The sequence below is a fragment of the Algoriphagus lutimaris genome, assembly GCF_017051705.1.
In the GTDB taxonomy this organism is placed as follows: Bacteria; Bacteroidota; Bacteroidia; order Cytophagales; family Cyclobacteriaceae; genus Algoriphagus; species Algoriphagus lutimaris.
The window spans coordinates 88,214-106,864 of record NZ_JAFIDJ010000003.1 but is presented as its reverse complement, the minus strand read 5'-3'; the positions used below and the strand labels follow the sequence as shown (position 1 = coordinate 106,864).

Sequence of the window (18,651 nt, the reverse complement as noted above, 5' to 3'; positions counted from 1 at the left end):
TTCTATAATTTTTCAATTTGAAAAAATAGTTATGTTTAAATTTTATAAGATTTTATTAATTATATTATCATTTTAGATTATTTTTTTTTCGATAAATAATATCTATACCAAATTTTATTTTTCGCTTTTGGATTTGAATTTTGTTTTAGAATCTTTAACATTGACGATGATGAATAAAAACAAAACCCAAAACGATTGCCAATGACATATCTTTACTATAATTAGTACCTCTCTCTGCATCACCCGATGTACTCAAACCTATAGGGTAAACCCCTTTTGCAGGTATTCTTACCACGGTATAGCAACTATTAAATTTCATTGATTTAACTCAACGAGCGTTGCTGTTAACTTGCGGATTTTCGCAATCGATTGCATTAACAATTGAAAACAAGCATTTACAATTAATCTTGTTACCCAATCTATCTATGTTTATGAAAAATGTTTACAAAAGTCTAAGCGCCTTGTTTTTGCTCTTAGTTCTTTCCAGTGCGGCAACTTTTGCACAAAAAACCGTCACTGGAACAGTGTTGGACGAGTATGATGTAGGACTTCCAGGAGTTTCAGTTCTTGTGAAGGGAACTACTACAGGTACTGCCACCGATATTGATGGGAAATTCTCCCTCAATGTCCCTAATGACCAAGCTGTATTGGTCTTCTCTTTTATTGGTTACGGCTCGGTAGAGCAGGTAGTAGGCAATAGAAGTATAATTGATGTCAAATTGAATCCAGATGAGACTACACTTTCTGAACTTGTAGTTACTGGTTATACGATTGACAGCAGAAGAGAAACTACGGGCGCGATTGCCACCGTGGATCCTAAAGATTTGACAATAATTCCAACAGGTAACGTAGAACAGACTCTTCAAGGTCGTGTTTCTGGTGTTACGGTAATTACAAACGGTCAGCCAGGTACTTCTTCAATTATTCGTGTTAGAGGTTTTGGAGCATTTGGTGGTAACGAGCCACTTTATGTAGTGGATGGAGTTCCTGTAGGATCTACAGACTTCTTGAATCCAGATGATATTGCTTCTACTACCGTATTGAAAGATGCTGCTGCTGCTTCCATTTATGGTGCACGTGCTGCAAACGGTGTAATTATTTATACTACTAAAAGAGGAAGAAGAGGAAATCAAAAAATCCGAGTTGATTATAACGGTATGTTCGGTGTTACTACACCAGGCAAAGGATTGGACATGATGAATCCTCAGGATTTCGCTGAATACACTTGGTTGGCTGAAACTAACCAAGCTAGAATTGATGGTAGAGCTCCAGCTTATGGACATCCTCAATTTGGTTCCGGTACTTCTCCAGTATTGCCTTATTATATTAATGTAGGAGGAGCTTCAGGTGTTCCTGGACCTTTTACAGCTGCACAGTTAGAAGAAGAAAGAGCCAAGTATAACATTGACCCTTCTAAAGGCCCAGTATACCAAGTGGTGAGAGCTGCAACGGGTGAGGGTACCGATTGGTATGATGCTTTGACTAGAAATGCTCCATTGAACAGACATTCTATTGGTTTGAATGGTGGTTCTGAGACTTCAAGATTCTACATCGGCTTCGGATTCCAGGATCAAGCTGGTATCATGATCGCCAATAGTTTCAAGAGATACTCTTTAAGAGCAAACTCTGAATTTGATGTTACCAAAAGATTTAGAATTGGTGAGAACTTCCAAGCTACCTATCGTCAGGTCTTAGGTCAGCAAGGTGGAACTGGCGGTAGAGGTGTTTCTGATGATGAGAATGATATTCTTCAGGCTTTTAGAATGCCTTCTATTATTCCAGTTTACGATGAGTTTGGTGGATATGGTGGTACCGCCGCAAGAGGTTTTAACAACCCTAGAAACCCAGTAGCTAACAGAGATGGCCAGAGAAATAATAGAAACTTTAATGCCAATATTTTCGGTAACGTTTATGCAGAATACGATATCATTGATGATTTGACTTTCAGAACATCTATCGGTGGTCAGTATAACAACTATTATTTCTGGGGTTATTCAAGACTTCAGTATGAAAACTCTGAAAACAACTCAGCATTTGGATACAATGAAGGTGCAGGTTTCGTATTTGGATGGACTTTCACAAACACTGTATCTTGGAAACATACATTTGGAAAGCATGCGTTTGATGTGATTGCTGGTCAAGAAGCATTGAATACTGGTGCTGGTAGAAATATGAGTGCAAGTGGACAGAATCCTTTCTCAAGAGATCCTGACTTCATTAATATTTCAAACCTTCCAGTGTCTTCAAGACAGGTTAACTCAAACTTATTTAAAGGAGTAAACTTTAACTCTTATTTCGGTAGAGTGAATTACACCTTCAATGACAAGTACTTAGTAAGTGCGGTAGTTAGACGAGATGGTTCTTCAAGATTTGGTTCTAACTCAAGATATGGTGTGTTCCCAGCATTCTCTGCTGCATGGAGATTATCTTCCGAACCATTCCTTCAGAGTGCTACTTGGATTGATGACTTGAAGATCAGAGGTGGTTGGGGTCAAATGGGTAACTCCAATAACGTAGATCCTAATAACCAATATTCTCTATTCGGAGGTACTGTTGGTGCATCTTCTTATGATATTACTGGTTCTAACAGTTCTGCTCTGATTGGTTTTAGAAGAACTAGAATTGGTAACCCTAATGCACAGTGGGAAACTGCTGTAACTCAGAACATTGGTTTTGACGGTACATTCTTCAATGGTCGTTTGGATGTGATTTTTGATTGGTGGAAAAAGGATACTAAAGACTTGCTCTTTACTGTACCTATCCCATTGACTGCAGGATCTAATGCCGCTCCTCCAGCTGTAAACATTGGAGAGATGTTGAACAGAGGTTTAGATTTATTTGTGTCCACTAGAGGTAACCTTTCTAGTGAGTTTACCTATGAATTGACTGTGACTGGTAGTACTCTGAAAAACGAGATTGTTTCTCTAGCTCCAGGATTGGAGATCATTACTTCCGTAAACCCAGCCTATAGAGGTATTCGTCCTATTCGAAACCAGGTGGGAGAGCCACTTTCTACTTTCTTTGGATATGATGTAGAAGGACTATTCAGAAATGATGAAGATGTAGCAAATCATGCTACTCAAGACGGAGCTGCTCCTGGTAGATTTAAGTTTAGAGATGCAAACGGAGATGGTGTAATTACTCCAGAAGATCGTGTTGTACTTGGTAATCCAGTACCTGATTTTACAGGAGGTTTAAACTTCACTGTAGGTTACAAAGGACTTGACCTTTCTGCATATTTCTATACCTCAATTGGTAATGAGATCTGGAATCAGTCTAAGTGGTTTACTGATTTCTTCCAAACATTTGAAGGAGCCGCAATTTCAGAAAGATTAAAGCAGGCATGGACTCCAGAAAATTTGGATGCTGAAATTCCTGTTGTAGAAAAGACTTCAAACTTTTCAACCTCGAATGTTGAGAATTCATTCTATGTAGAAAATGGTTCTTATTTAAGACTTCAAAACGTAAGTTTAGGTTATACACTTCCAGCTTCTTTATTGGAAAGATGGAGAATGGAAAGAGTTAGAGTTTTTGCTTCTGCAAACAACTTGTTTACTATCTCTGGATATTCTGGATTGGATCCGGCTGTTGGTGGAGACGCGGATTTGAGCTTCGGTATTGACGTTGGTAACTACCCAGTTACACGTGGTTATACTTTTGGTGTTAATCTTAGCTTCTAAGAGAACAAAAGAATCAGAATCGAGTTATAGACAATATAATTGATTAAAAAAAATGAAGAATTATAAATTAAAAATCGGAGCACTTTTGTCCTCAGCAGTCATGATGGTGGCAGTTAGCTGTAGCGATGATTTTCTAGATGTGCCACCGACAGGTTTACTTGCTGAAGCACAGCTAACATCGCTTGGAGGTATTGATGCCTCTTTGATAGCTGTTTATTCTCAAGTCAATGGTCGGGGAAATAGATTAGGTTCTCCATCCAATTGGGTTTGGGGAAGTATTAGAGGTGGTGAAGCTAACAAGGGTACTGACCCTGGTGACTTCACTACAATCAACCCTATCCAGCGATTTGAAAATAATGCTGCTGGTGGTGATATGGGATCTAAATGGAATGTTTGTTACGAAGGTATTGCCCGAGCAAACAACGTTTTGAGACTTCTAGAAAGTGCACAAGAGGATGTGACTGATGCAGATAAAATTAGAATCTCTTCTCAGGCACGTTTCTTAAGAGCTCATTTTTACTTTGAGTTGAAAAGGGATTATAACAATACCCCTTATGTTGACGAAACAGTAGATTATGGTAGTGGCTTAGAAGAAATCAGCAACAATCAAGACTTATGGCCTTTTATTGAGGCTGATCTTAAGTATGCTGTTGATAATTTGCCTGCAACTCAATCTCAAGTAGGTAGAGTTAACTCTTGGGCTGCAAAAGCTTATTTAGGTAAAGTTTACTTGTATCAAAACAAATTCTCTGAAGCAAAATCAATGTTTGATGATGTAATTGCGAATGGTGTAACAAGTAATGGTCTAAAGTATGGTCTAGTTGATTACTATGACGATATGTTCAGAGGTGCTAATGATAACCATCAAGAGTCTGTTTGGGCTTATCAAGCTGCTGCTGGTACTGGTTCTGTATTGAATGCAAACCCAGAGTTTGACTTGAACTTCCCTTACAACACTGGTCCTTCTGGTCCAGGTAACTGTTGTGGTTTCTTCCAGCCAAGCTTCACGTTCGTGAATGCATTTAGAACAAGTAATGGTTTACCTCTATTAGATAAATCGTATAATGACCCTGCTAATCGAGTTAAAAACGATATGGGATTAGTTTCAGCTGATCCATTCACTCCAGATGCAGGTCCACTTGACCCAAGATTGGATCATACAGTAGGAAGAAGAGGTATTCCATATCTTGATTGGCAAGATCATCCAGGTGCTGCTTGGATCAGAAACCAACCAAACGGAGGACCTTATTCTCCTAAAAAATATGTATATCAAAAGGCAGAAGAAGGGACTTATCAAGATAATAGTTCTTGGACTCCAGGTTACACTGGTATCAACTTTATGATCATAAGATTTGCGGATGTTCTATTGATGGCTGCAGAAGCTGAAATAGAAACTGGTGGATTGGAAAAAGCTCGTGAATATGTGAATAGAGTAAGGACTAGAGCAATTAATTCCAAACTTATGAGAGAAAGTGGAGATATGGCTGCTAACTATGACATAAGCACTTACGATTCTCCATGGACTGATGCTGACTTAGCTAGAAGAGCAGTTAGAATGGAAAGAATGCTTGAGCTTGGAATGGAAGGTCATAGATTCTATGATCTTGTAAGATGGAATATTGCGAAAGAAGAACTTGATTTCTATTTCGCATTGGATGGTCAGCTATTAGCTGCTGCCTTGGGTGGTGCATCCTATTCTGAAAAATTCAAGTATGTTCCAATTCCACAAGATCAAATAGACTTGGTTGGAACTGATATTTTGATACAAAATCCAGGTTTCTAAATCTAGATTTGGAAATAATAGAAAAGAGAAGGTCTTTGGCCTTCTCTTTTTGTTTTTTTATCTATTTAATCACTTATATTTTTTCTCATATCTCTCAAAAATGCTAATTTGAGGCCTCTCACACCCAATTTTATCCATTATGAAATCCCAGTATTTTCTCTTTTTGGGAGCCTTTCTAATCTTAGTAAGCTCCTGTCAAAAAGAGACTAGTTTATTTGAATTAAAATCCCCAGAATCCACGGGTATTGATTTTGCAAACAATATTATAGAAACCGATTCCTTTAATATTCTTACCGACGAATACATATTTAATGGAGGTGGATTAGCCATTGCCGATTTTGATAACAATGGGTACCCAGATGTTTTTTTTACCGGAAATCAAGTGCCGAATAAGCTTTTTTTAAATCAAGGTGGGTTCAAATTTAAAGATGTTTCTTCAGAGGCTGGAATAGAAGCTGCTAATAGATGGTGTACCGGTACTACTACCGTTGACATCAATCAAGATGGATTGATGGATCTTTATGTGGCTGCAGCTATGATGAAAGGTGAAGGGGAACGTAATAATTTACTTTTTGTAAACCAAGGAGTGAATGCAGAAGGAAATGTGATCTTTAAAGAAATGGCATCCCAATATGGAATTGCTGATAGCGGTAACGGGATGGGGGCTGCCTTTATTGATTATGATTTGGACGGTGATTTGGATTTATATGTTCTCAATAATGAGCAAAGTAAAGTTACTCCAAGTAACTATAAAGAGAAAATTGTAGATGGAAGTGCTATTAATAATGACGCATTCTATAGAAATAATGGTGATGGAACATTTACCAACGTAACTCTTGAAGTAGGTATCACTATTGAAGGATTTGGGTTGGGTTTGTTGATTGCAGATATCAACAATGATGGATGGCCCGATATACATGTTAGCAATGACTATGTTACCAATGACATTCTTTATATCAATAACCAAGATGGTACTTTTTCCAATAAAATTAGCCAGGCGTTAAGGCATCAAAGCCAATTCTCCATGGGATCAGATATTGCAGATTTTAACAATGATGGATTGCCTGATATTTTCACATTAGATATGTTGGGAGAGGGGAATTATAGAAAGAAAACTACCATTGGAAATAATGTGTATCAGACCTATATAAATAATGAGCAGTGGGGGTATGAATATCAGTATGTAAGGAATATGTTACATATGAATAATGGACCTGACATGCCTTTTAGTGAGATAGGAATGATGGCTGGAGTATATCAGACAGATTGGAGTTGGGCTCCTTTATTCGGTGATGTGGATAACGATGGGATGAGAGATTTGCTAGTTACCAATGGATTCCCTAGAGATATTACTGATAAGGATTTTGCAAATTATCGTGCCGATGTAGGAAGTATTGCTACTACTAGACAATTATTGGATTCCATTCCCATAGTCAAAATTCCTAATTATGCATTTAAGAATGTTGGGAATTTGGAATTTGAAGATACTGGTGCTGAATGGGGCTTGAGTAAACCTTCATTTTCCAATGGAGCGGCTTTGGTTGATTTTGACTTGGATGGTGACTTGGATTATGTAGTTAATAATATTAATGATCCGGCTTTTGTTTTTGAAAATAGACTTTCAGAAGAAAAGGACACTTTTAATTTTTTAAGAATCCAGTTGAAAGGAACTGCTTCTAATCCTCAAGGACTTGGAGCAAAAATTACTTTGAAACTTATAAATGGAAGTTCGCTGTATCAAGAACAGCAAGTAGTAAGAGGGTATATGTCCTCCATTGATCCTGTATTACATTTTGGGTTAGGGGATGAATCTAGCGTGGAGGAGATTCGGGTAATTTGGCCAGATGGAAAACAAGAGACTATAAAAAATGTAACTGGGAACCAAGTTCTTACTTTGGATTACTCCAATGCTACTCAAGGAGCATCAAACAAAGCTATTATAGATTATAAAATAGGTTCGAAATTATTTTCTGAAGTTTCGTCAACAATAGGGTTAAACTTTACGCATCAAGAAGATGATAAAGTAGACTTTTATATTCAGCGTACCATTCCTCATAAACTTACTCAATATGGTCCAAGTTTGGCAGTGGGAGACATCAATGGAGATGGGATTGAAGATTTGTTAGTTGGTTCTTCTAGTGGCTATTTTCCCAAGGCTTATTTTCAAAATCAAAATGGTGAGTTTGAAGAAGTAGATATTTTGAAGGGAGAAAATCCAGTCTTTGAGGAAATGGGGATGTTGCTAGTAGACATCGATAATGATTCCGATTTGGATTTATATTTAGTCAGTGGGAGTAATGAATTTTTGCCGGAATCCGCAGAATATTCGGACCGATTATATTTAAACGATGGACGTGGGGGATTTACACTTGATAAGAATTTTTCGGTTGTAAAAGCAAGTGGATCCACTGTCAGGGCTGCTGATTTTGACGGAGACGGATTCTTGGATTTGTTTGTAGGCGGAAGAACCCCAGTTTCCCAATACCCCATGCCGGAAAAGAGTTTTCTCTTAAAAAACAATAATGGAAACTTGGAAGATGTGACGGATATTGTGGTTCCTACTCTAAGAGAGATTGGCATGGTGACTGATGCGGTTTGGTCCGATGTTGATTCGGATGGGCAAGTAGACTTGGTAGTTGTTGGAGAATTAATGGCTATCACCATATTCAAAAATAATAACGGAGAGTTTACCAAGCTTGAAAGCACGGGGTTAGAGAATTATTTGGGTTGGTGGAACTCCATATCTCCCGGAGATTTTGATCAGGATGGAGATACAGATTTTATAGTAGGGAATTTGGGGGCAAATAACCCGCACCATCCTAGCGTAGAGATGCCTGTTAAAGTATATGCAAAAGATTTTGATAAAAATGGGAGTGTAGACCCCGTGACTTTTGCTTACTATAAAGACCGAGAGGGTAACTATAAATCTTTTCCAAGCCATTTCTGGGGAGATTTATATGGTCAAAGCACCTTGTTTAGAAAGAAATACGAGCGTTATAAAACCTATGCTTTAAGCACAGAAGAAGATCTATTTACTCCCGAAGAGAAAGAAGGAGCATTGATCTTAACAGGTAATTATGATAACTCAGCTTATGTTGAAAACTTAGGAAACGGGCAATTTAAGTTAAAAGCATTGCCTAGAATGGCTCAGGTAGGACCGGTTAATGGAGTTGTTTCGGAAGACTTTGATCAGGATGGGAATTTGGATGTTGCCTTAATCGGGAATGATTATGGTAATGAAATTTTTATCGGAAAACTTGATGCTCATATAGGTTTGATTCTCAAGGGAAATGGACAGGGTGATTTTGAACCAATGAAAGTATTGGAAAGTGGATTTTTGGTACCTGGAGATGGGAAAGCTTTAGTGAAAATATCTTCCGCCCAAGGCTCGCCTCTGCTAGTTGCCTCTCAGAATAGAAGTGATTTACAAGTATTCCAATCCCAAAGCCCAAAAGGGAAAAGTTTCAGCCCTGGATTAGGTGTAATGGCAGTGTTATTAGAACTAGAAAACGGAAAGACTCAACGAATAGAGACGACCCTTGGTTCAGGCTTTCTTTCTCAATCTACACGTGAAATAGCTATTCCAAATGTCATCAAGGGAATTAAGACCATTGACTACACAGGTAAAATAGAATCCATTGATCTGAACTCTCTGGATTAATGATTATTTGTAAAGTTTACCCGGTTGAACCTCGCAGATTTCTACCATTAACTCAGCCACTTTATTGATGACATCTTCAAAATAAAGCCTCCCTTTTTCAGGGGAGGGTTTTTTGGATTTCCAATTCCTATATCCTCTGTTACTTCAGACTTTTTCCGTTCCGCCCAAGTCCATTTCTCTCTCAAGCCGGAAATTACTGACTTTTTTTCCACTCCATTACCTGCCTCTTTCAATGGGGTAATTAAATGAGGTTGAAGGTGCATGATTAAGGAAGTTTCCATTTCATCGGCGTGATCTCCCATTTCCTCAAAATACTTGATTTTATCCAATGCTTGAAAACAATTGCAAGTGAATAATAGTATATCGGGAAAGCTAAGTCCTAGTTCTCTGAGTATGGTTTTAAGCCCACTATCAGATGATTTTTGGTTTTTTTGCAATCTTTCAAAATAAGTAAAACAAAAAATTAAATTTTATAATAATCTTTGAAGATGATTATAAATTTTTATGGCAAAGTATTTTCTAAAATATAATAATTCAGTGTTTTATTTTGTGATTTTGAATTCGTAAAAGTTTAATGCTTAAGTTCTAGGTCAAAATCTTAATTTTATTTTTTGTATTTTGAATTATGAATTACGTTTTAGAATTTATATAATTATGTTAAAAGTGAAACTTTAAATCCCAAAATGAATGCCTATGACCTGACTTTTCTTCTAATATTGCCTGTACAATGTATCAAGCGATACGTTTAAATTTTAAGGGGTAAGCCCAGTTGCTGGTATTTTGCCGTGGTATAACGCAAATTTCGAATTCCACTTTTGGTTTTTTTTTCGCGTTATTTTTTTGCGATTTATCGCAATCAATCATGTTAACAATTGAAAAACAAGCATTTAAAACTAATCTTGTTACCCAATCAATCTATCTAAATGAAAAGAAATTATACAATTTTAAGTTTGTTTTTACTGTTTTTTGTATTTACGAGTGTCTCGGCATTCGCTCAAATTACTATAAGTGGAACAGTTACGGACGATATTGGAGAGCCCCTGCCGGGCGCCACGGTTTTAGTGAAAGGCACTACCACAGGGGTAGTTACTGACTTTGATGGAAAGTATAATATAAATGCACCTTCTGGAGATGCTTACTTAGTATTCTCTTTTATTGGTTTTGATTCAAAAGAAGAACTAATAGGAAATAGGAGTATAATTAATGTTGAACTGACTCAGTCAATAAGCAACCTTGAAGAGGTTGTTGTAACGGGTTACGGAGAGCAATCTAAACGAGATATCACAGGGGCGGTAGCAACTGTCGATACCGATGATTTGCTTTCGGTTCCAGCTACTACATTTGCTCAACAATTACAAGGTAGAGCTGCAGGTGTCAATATTGTTAATGATGCGACACCAGGAGGAGAAGCTACTGTAAGGATTCGTGGTTTTGGTACCATTGGAAATAATAATCCACTTTATATTATAGATGGTGTTCCAACTGAACGTCAGGGTAACTTAAACCCTCAAGATATTCAGACCATTCAGGTTTTGAAAGATGCTTCGGCGGCGTCAATCTATGGATCAAGAGCTGCAAATGGGGTTGTAATTATTACCACAAAAAGAGGGAAAGTAGGTAAGTCTACAATTTCTTTCAATGCTTTCGGCGGTTCTCAGACAGCTACAAATTCTGTAGAAGCTCTTAATGCGAGAGAGCTAGGTGAATATTTGTATTTAGCTGATCTGTATGCAGGAAAAACACCGAGCCATGGGCAATATAAATTTGGTTCAAATGGAGAAGTAACAATTCCTGATTACGTATTTCCAAGCGGCGCAATGGAAGGAGACCCTGGGACTGATCCGTCACTATATGCCTTGGAGCCAGGTAATATTTATGCAATTACTAGGTCTGCGGATACTAACTGGTGGGATGAGGTAACCAGATCTTCGCCAATTCAAAATTACCAAATTTCTGCTACTGGAGGAACTGAAACAAGTAAGTATGCTCTTTCGGCAGGATACTTTAATCAGGAAGGTATTGTTAAATTCATCGGTTATGAGCGATTTTCTCTCCGCGCAAATACTGAATTTAAAGGGATGAACAATAAACTCACAGTTGGTGAGAATTTATCCGTAACCTTTGATAATAGAAAAGGTGGATTTGGTAACCAAAATGAACAAAATGCTGTTTCTGGTTCTTATAAACATCATCCACTTTTACCAATTTATGACATCGCTGGAAATTTTGCTGGAAGCCGTGGGGCCAATCTAGGTAATAACTTTAACCCTTATGCTGTATTATCCCGCCAACAAGATAATAGGACTATGCGTCTAAGGGTTTTTGGAAATGCCTTCTTGTCTTATGATATCCTTGATAACTTACAAATTAAAACTAGTTTGGGAATTGATGGAAATACATCACGGGGAAGATATCTAGGAAGACCTCAGCCTGAATATGTGGAAGGTAATTTTATTAATAGCACCACAGCTACAGATTCTTATCAATATCAATGGGTTTGGACCAATGTATTGACCTATAAAAAGGTGCTCAAAGATATTCACTTTATCGACGTTTATGTGGGAACTGAAGCTATTAAAGAGTTCGGTGAATCTTTTCAAGCGGGAAGACAACGTTTTGCCTTTAATAGTACAGAGATCTTAAGTTACTTAGATTTAGGGGATGCTACTACGGCTAGTAACTCAGGAAATGTTTTCAGAGATTACAGCTTATTCTCTCTCTTTGGTAAATTCAATTATGCTTATGGTGAGAAATACTTAGCTCAGGTCATTATCAGAAATGATGCTTCGTCTAGATTTCTATCAGCCTCAAGAAATGCTCTTTTCCCTGCGTTTAGTTTAGGATGGAGAATTTCGGAAGAGAACTTTTTCAGTTCAGCATTGCCATTCATCAATGATTTTAAATTAAGATATGGTTTTGGTAAAACTGGAAACCAAGCTATTGGGGATTATAATGCTTATACCACCTATAGGTCAAATATTTTTAATGCTGGCTATCCAATTGATGGTTCCACTTCTTCTCCAACAATTGGTTTTGACGCACAAAGATTTGGAAATCCTAATGCAAAATGGGAAACAACTACCTCCAATAACTTAGGTTTTGATGCACTTTTATTCAATAGCAAAGTTAATTTTGAGTTCGATATTTGGAGCCGAGTTACTTCCGATATGCTTTTCACAATTCCAATTACCTTTTCGGCAGGTGATGCTGCTGCACCGGCATCCAATGTGGGTCAAATCACTAACAAAGGAATTGATTTGAATCTTGGGTATCAGAATACCGCTCAGGGAGGTGATTTTAGATACGGGATATCAGCAAACTTCTCCACTTATAGAAATACCGTTGATAGATTAGATGAAAATGAAGAGACTCGCTTCTTTGGTTTTAGTTCCAGAGTACCGTCTGTTACTTTAACTCAGGCAGGATTGCCTTTATCTTCCTATTACGGATTTAACGTGCTTGGAATATTCCAAACTCAAGAAGAAGCTGATTCATACCCATCTTATGGTACCTATAATGCACCTGGTAAGTTTAAAATCGAAGATGTGAATAATGATGGAGAAATTACCGATGATGATAGAACAATTATTGGTAACCCACACCCTGATTTTACTTATGGTGTTAACATTAATCTAGGGTATAAAAACTGGGAATTGACCTTGTTTGGTAATGGCTCTGTGGGAAATGATATTTTCAATTACGTGAGATATTTTGCTGATTTTAATACATTCCAGGGTAATAGATCACAAAGAGCATTGTATGATGCATGGCAACCAACAAATCCTCAGGCTCCTAAGTCACAGTGGGTAGCAGCTAATCCAAACGCGAAAGCTCCTATTATGGATGCCAATGATCAAATCAGTAGTAGACCTTCTAGTTATTTTATAGAAGATGGTTCATATTTCAGAATGAGGAATATTCAATTAACCTATTCCATGCCTAATACACTTCTTTCCAAAATTGGATTGGGTAGTGGATCTATTTATATCCAAGCTCAAAACATGTTTACCATTACAAAATATTCAGGGCTAAATCCTGAAATTCAAACAAACACGGATAATACTTTGGGATTTGATGGAGGTTATATGCCTGTTTCAAGAAATCTGTTAATCGGTCTTAACGTTAACTTTTAAATTAAAGAGTTTATGAAGAATATAATAAAGTTAATATATAGCGCATTTATCATTTTAGTGATGTTTAGCTGTTCTGATGAATTCCTCACAAATGAACCTCAAGGTCAGTTTAGTTCAAGTGTCCTTGCAACTGAAGATGGGGTGGATGGGATTTTGATTGGAGCCTATAAAATGCTTTCTGGAACAGGTTTGGATGGTCAAGCTCCTTGGGAAAATGATGTTCAAAACTGGGTGTTTGGAGGAATTGCATCTGATGATGCTTATAAAGGAACTGATGCTGGTGACCAACCAGAGCAATCTTTTATTGAAGCATACGATTTTCAGGCATTTAACAACCATATAACCAATAAGTGGAGAGGATTATTTAAGGGGATAGCCAGAGCAAATGATGCATTAAATACTTTGAAGCAAGTAGAGGAAATTAGTGATGAAAAAAGGAATAAAATTATTGGTGAAGCACGTTTCCTAAGAGGGTTTTTTCATATGGAAGCCCGTAAAATGTGGAGAAATCCTCCTTACATTAGTGACGAAGTATTCGATATCAATGATGTAGAAAGTACTAAGGTTCCAAATGATATAGAAATTTGGCCTTTAATCGAGGCGGACTTTGAAGATGCAATCAATAAGTTGCCAGAAGTACAGAATGAAATTGGTAGACCGACTAAATGGGCAGCGATGGCATTTTTAGCAAAAGCTAAAATGTATCAAGGTTGGGATGCAAGCGGAAATGCAAATAGCGCTAAGCTTCAAGAAGCGAAGCAATTGCTTGATCAGATTGTAAATAGTAATAGGTTCTCGCTAGTTGACAAATTTGAAGACAACTTCCTTGTAGCAACTAGGAATAATAGAGAATCAATATTTGAAATTCAATATGCGATTAACAGTGCGAATGATCAGGCTTCCGATCAAGGTGTAGGTCTGGCTCACCCTTATACAGATCCTTGGGGATGCTGTGGTTTTTACCAAGCTTCTCAAAACTTGGTAAATGCATACAAAACCACTAGTTCTGGGCTACCATTATTGGATAACTTTAACGAGTCTGATGTTACTTGGGAAACTGAATATACTGGGCCTTTGGATCCAAGATTAGATCATACACTAGGAAGACCAGGCATTTTGTTTAAAGACTTCAAAATTCATGGAACTGACTTTATACGTGACCTTTCCTATGCAGGACCTTATTCATCAAAAAAACATGTAGCTGAGTCTGCTGGATTTGGTGTTGGCGGATGGGGTAACCTCTCTGCAAATAATTATAGAATTATGCGTTATAGTATGATTCTATTATGGCTTGCTGAAGCTGAAGTGGAGGTTGGAAGTCTTGAAAGGGCAAGAGAGCTTGTAAATATTATCAGAGAACGAGCCGCAAACCCAGAAGGATATGTTCCTAGAGCCATTCAAGGCACAAATAGGAATGACTATACAATAGTACCCGGCGAGCCAGCAGCTAATTATAAAATATCAACGTATGATTCACCATGGACAGATAAAAACCTTGCTAGAAAAGCAGTTCGTTTTGAAACTAGGTTAGAGTTTGCGATGGAAGGACACAGGTTCTTTGACCTTCAGAGATGGGGAGCTTCTGCGGAAGTATTAAACGCTTATCTGAATGTAGAAAAAACTAAGCGTGTATATTTGAGTAATGCTGTTTTCACGAAAGGGAAAAATGAATTTTACCCAATTCCTGTACAAGCGATTGATAGATCTTTAAAGGATGGTGTGCCTACATTAGTTCAGGATCCAGCCTATTAAAATGTGAATTATAAAGAAAAACCCATTCTGTCTCAGAGTGGGTTTTTTTATTTTAAATTAAAAAATTAGTAAATAAATATCTGATGATAAGAGGTCTTCTTTGTTTTAATAGAAGTAGTATTAATGCTTTCAGCTTTTTCGGGATATTGTTCTTTTCTTTTTATGGATTTGTTTCATGTAAAGAAAAAGATAGTTTATTTGAATTAAAAGACCCTGAGGCTACAGGGATTTATTTTAATAATGAAATCGTTGAAACTGACTCATTCAATATATTAACTGATGAATACATTTTTAATGGTGGCGGTATAGCTGTTGCTGATTTTGATCAAAATGGGTTGCCTGATTTATTTTTTACCGGAAATCAGGTTTCAAATAAGCTTTATCTCAATCAGGGGGAATTCAAATTTGAGGACGTTTCTAGCGAAGCAGGTATTGAGGCGCCAAATTTTTGGTGTACAGGATCTGTGGTAGTTGATATCAATGAAGACGGCCTTTTAGATATTTATGTAGTTTCTGCCATGAAATCAGGCCCTGGATTAAGAAATAATTTGCTTTTTATTAACCAAGGGAAGAATTCAGAGGGTCAAATTACTTTCAAAGAAATGGCCTCAGATTATGGTATTGCAGATGCTGGAAATGGCATGGGAGCTGCATTTATCGATTATGATTTGGATGGAGATCTTGACTTGTATGTATTGAATAATGAACAATTAGAAATATTGTCTTCAAATTATAGAGAGAAAATTGTTGATGGTTCTTCCATTAGTAATGACGCCCTTTATAAAAATAATGGAGATAATACTTTTACCAATGTCACCACTGAGTCCGGTATAACCATCGAAGGCTTTGGGTTAGGACTTCTGGTGGGTGATATTAATAATGATGGGTGGCCCGATATCCATGTTTCAAATGATTATTTGACTAATGACTTGCTATATATTAATAATCGAGATGGAACATTTTCTAATAGGATAAAGGACAAGATAAAGCACCAAAGTCAATTTTCTATGGGCTCAGATTTAGCAGATATTAACAATGATTTGAAGCCAGATTTGATAACCCTAGATATGCTTGGGGAAAGTAATTACAGAAAAAAAACAACTGTTGGAAGAAATTCATATCTGACGTATTTCAACAATGAAAAATGGGATTACGAGTTTCAATACATGAGGAATATGCTCCATCTAAATAATGGAGGCAAAGAGCCATTTAGCGAAATTGGAATGTATGCAGGGGTCTATCAAACAGATTGGTCTTGGGCTCCATTGTTTGGGGATGTGGATAATGATGGGCAACGTGATTTGTTGATTACCAATGGTTTTCCAAGGGATATTACGGATAAAGATTTTGTTAATTACCGTGCAGATGTAGGCAGTGTTGCGACAGCTCGTCATCTTTTGGATTCAATCCCTATTGTCAAAATACCCAATTATGCTTTTAAAAATAAGGGGGATTTGACTTTTAAGGATTCAAAAAATGATTGGGGGCTGGATAAACCATCTTTTTCCAACGGAGCAGCATTAGTAGATCTAGATTTAGACGGCGACTTGGATTATGTGGTTAATAATATCAATGATCCTGCCTTTATTTTCGAGAACAAACTGAATGAAAAAAAAGAAAAGGGAGTTTTTTTTAGAATAAAGCTGCATGGGCCTACATCAAATCCACAAGGACTTGGAGCAAAAGTTGTTTTGACTCTAAGTAATGAGACCAAGTTATACCAAGAACAGCAGGTAGTTAGGGGCTATATGTCCTCAATAGAGGAAATATTACATTTTGGAATTCCAGCGGGGCAGACCGTTTCGAATATTCAAGTAATGTGGCCGGATGGAAAGTATAATGAAATACCAAGCCCCACACTAAATTCCAAGATTGAGATTTCTCATAAAACGGCTTCTTCGGGATCTAATTCAGTTGCAATCTTGGAAGAGGAATCTGGCAGTGTGTTACTTGAAGATGTATCTAAAAACTTAGGGCTTGAATTTTTACATCAAGAAAATGACATAATTGATTTTAATGTTCAACGAACCCTTCCTCATAAATTATCCCAATATGGTCCAGCTTTGGCAGTGGGGGATATCAACGGAGATGAGCTAGAAGATTTAATTGTGGGTTCATCCGCTGGATACCAGCCACAGGTATTTCTTCAAAAAAGCGATGGTACTTTCACTCAAAAGGATCTACTACCTGGAGAAAATCCAAATTTTGAAGAAATGGGGACTTTACTTTTGGATCTGGATAATGACGGTGATTTAGACCTTTATCTCGTGAGTGGGAGTAATGAATTTCCTGCAGACTCTTTTGAGTATCAGGACAGGGTTTATTTCAATGATGGGGAAGGTAATTTTATGTTAGATCAAGATTTTAGCTCTGTCAAAACCAGTGGAAGTGCCGTTAGGGGGGCTGATTTTGATCAAGATGGTTTCATCGATCTTTTTGTAGGTGGGCGAACGCCATTTGCTCAATATCCTTATCCTGAAAGGAGCTTTTTGTTGAAGAATAATCAAGGCATATTAGAGGATGTCACAGATCAAGTAGCACCTGAATTGAGGACTGTTGGAATGGTGACTGATGCGATTTGGTCTGATGTTGATTTAGACGGGCTCATAGATTTAATCGTAGTAGGTGAGCTGATGCCTATCACAGTTTTTAAAAACAATGGCTCCCAATTGAAAAAGATGAAAAGTGATTTGGAAAACTACCTAGGCTGGTGGAACTCCATCCAGTCTGGTGATTTTGATCAAGATGGGGATATGGATTTTGTGGTAGGGAATCTAGGAGCGAATAATCCTTACCACCCGACTTTTGAAATGCCTGTGAAAATCTATGCAAAGGATTTTGATAACAATGGAAGTGTGGATCCTGTGATTTTTGCCTGGTATAAAAATGAGCAAGAAGAATTTGAATCTTTTCCGAGCCATTTTTGGGATGACCTGTATGGACAAAGTATCTTATTTAGAAGGAAGTTTGAGAGATATAAGCTTTATGCGTTGAGTACAGAGCAGACCTTTTTTTCTGAGGAAGAACGTAAAGACGCTTTAGTTCTTAAAGGGAATTTTGATCGATCAGTGTATTTGGAAAATAATGGACAAGGTAAATTTAAAGTACATGAGCTTCCTACTTTGGCTCAATTGGCACCTGTCAATGGGCTATTGGCAGAGGATGTTAACCAAGATGGTTTCTTGGATATTTTGTTGGTTGGGAATGATTTTGGAAATGAAATTTTCATTGGTAGACTGGACGCCTTGAATGGGCTGCTATTGTTGGGAGATGGAAATGGAGGATTCAAAGCCGCTACTTCGGATACTAGTGGATTTTTGGTTCCAGGTGACGGGAAAGCATTGGTTAAGCTAAGTTCTCCCAATGGAAGTTCCTTATTTATTGCTTCCCAGAATAGAGGAGAATTGAAGACTTTCCGAAAGAAAACCCAAACTGGACAAGCTTTTAATCCAAGTCCAGAAGTAGTTGCCATTCTAATAGAGCTTGGCAATGGGAAATCCCAAAGAATTGAAATCAATCATGGGTCGGGTTTTTTATCCCAATCATCCAAAGAAATCACTCTTCCAAAAGATGTGATATCAATAAAAGTGATAGATTTTAAAGGCAATGAAAAGGATCTTGATCTTTCAAAAATAAATTGAT

At 37.4% G+C, this 18,651-nt stretch carries 7 protein-coding genes; 6 read left to right on the top strand and 1 reads right to left on the bottom strand.

The window, feature by feature from the left end; all coding sequences use genetic code 11:
* Positions 1-425: 425 nt before the first annotated feature.
* The 3 genes from JYB62_RS17800 (at position 426) to JYB62_RS17790 (ending at position 9,124) form a co-directional block, all read left to right on the top strand.
* The gene (locus JYB62_RS17800) at positions 426-3,680 is read left to right on the top strand and encodes a SusC/RagA family TonB-linked outer membrane protein (protein WP_205646754.1); all 3,255 of its coding nucleotides are present in this window, start codon (positions 426-428) and stop codon (positions 3,678-3,680) included.
* Positions 3,681-3,732: 52 nt separating this feature from the next.
* On the top strand, positions 3,733-5,463 hold the full coding sequence (locus JYB62_RS17795; RefSeq protein ID WP_205646753.1) for a RagB/SusD family nutrient uptake outer membrane protein: 1,731 nt from the start codon (positions 3,733-3,735) through the stop codon (positions 5,461-5,463).
* A gap of 139 nt (positions 5,464-5,602) precedes the next feature.
* Entirely contained in the window at positions 5,603-9,124 is a 3,522-nt protein-coding gene (locus JYB62_RS17790) for a VCBS repeat-containing protein (protein ID WP_205646752.1), read from the top strand.
* Between the two features lie 47 nt (positions 9,125-9,171).
* Here JYB62_RS17790 and JYB62_RS17785 read toward each other — a convergent pair whose 3' ends face one another.
* Positions 9,172-9,561, bottom strand: a complete 390-nt coding sequence (locus JYB62_RS17785) for a creatininase family protein (protein WP_317194686.1) — start codon at positions 9,559-9,561, stop codon at positions 9,172-9,174.
* Between the two features lie 486 nt (positions 9,562-10,047).
* Between JYB62_RS17785 and JYB62_RS17780 the strand changes: the two genes are divergently transcribed.
* From JYB62_RS17780 to JYB62_RS17770, 3 genes are all read left to right on the top strand, one after another.
* Positions 10,048-13,257 (top strand): SusC/RagA family TonB-linked outer membrane protein, encoded by a 3,210-nt coding sequence (locus JYB62_RS17780; protein ID WP_205646751.1) that lies wholly within the window; start codon positions 10,048-10,050, stop codon positions 13,255-13,257.
* A 12-nt stretch (positions 13,258-13,269) separates the two neighbouring features.
* Complete coding sequence (locus tag JYB62_RS17775) at positions 13,270-15,009, top strand: RagB/SusD family nutrient uptake outer membrane protein (protein ID WP_205646750.1); 1,740 nt, start codon at positions 13,270-13,272, stop codon at positions 15,007-15,009.
* Positions 15,010-15,092: 83 nt separating this feature from the next.
* The gene (locus JYB62_RS17770) at positions 15,093-18,650 is read left to right on the top strand and encodes a VCBS repeat-containing protein (RefSeq protein WP_205646749.1); all 3,558 of its coding nucleotides are present in this window, start codon (positions 15,093-15,095) and stop codon (positions 18,648-18,650) included.
* Position 18,651 lies beyond the last annotated feature (1 nt).

Coding starts and splice junctions, on each gene's coding strand:
- JYB62_RS17800 (WP_205646754.1), top strand. CDS start 426: ATGTTTATGAAAAATGTTTACAAAAGTCTAAGCGCCTTGTTTTTGCTC.
- JYB62_RS17780 (WP_205646751.1), top strand. CDS start 10,048: ATGAAAAGAAATTATACAATTTTAAGTTTGTTTTTACTGTTTTTTGTA.
- JYB62_RS17770 (WP_205646749.1), top strand. CDS start 15,093: ATGATAAGAGGTCTTCTTTGTTTTAATAGAAGTAGTATTAATGCTTTC.
- JYB62_RS17790 (WP_205646752.1), top strand. CDS start 5,603: ATGAAATCCCAGTATTTTCTCTTTTTGGGAGCCTTTCTAATCTTAGTA.
- JYB62_RS17795 (WP_205646753.1), top strand. CDS start 3,733: ATGAAGAATTATAAATTAAAAATCGGAGCACTTTTGTCCTCAGCAGTC.
- JYB62_RS17775 (WP_205646750.1), top strand. CDS start 13,270: ATGAAGAATATAATAAAGTTAATATATAGCGCATTTATCATTTTAGTG.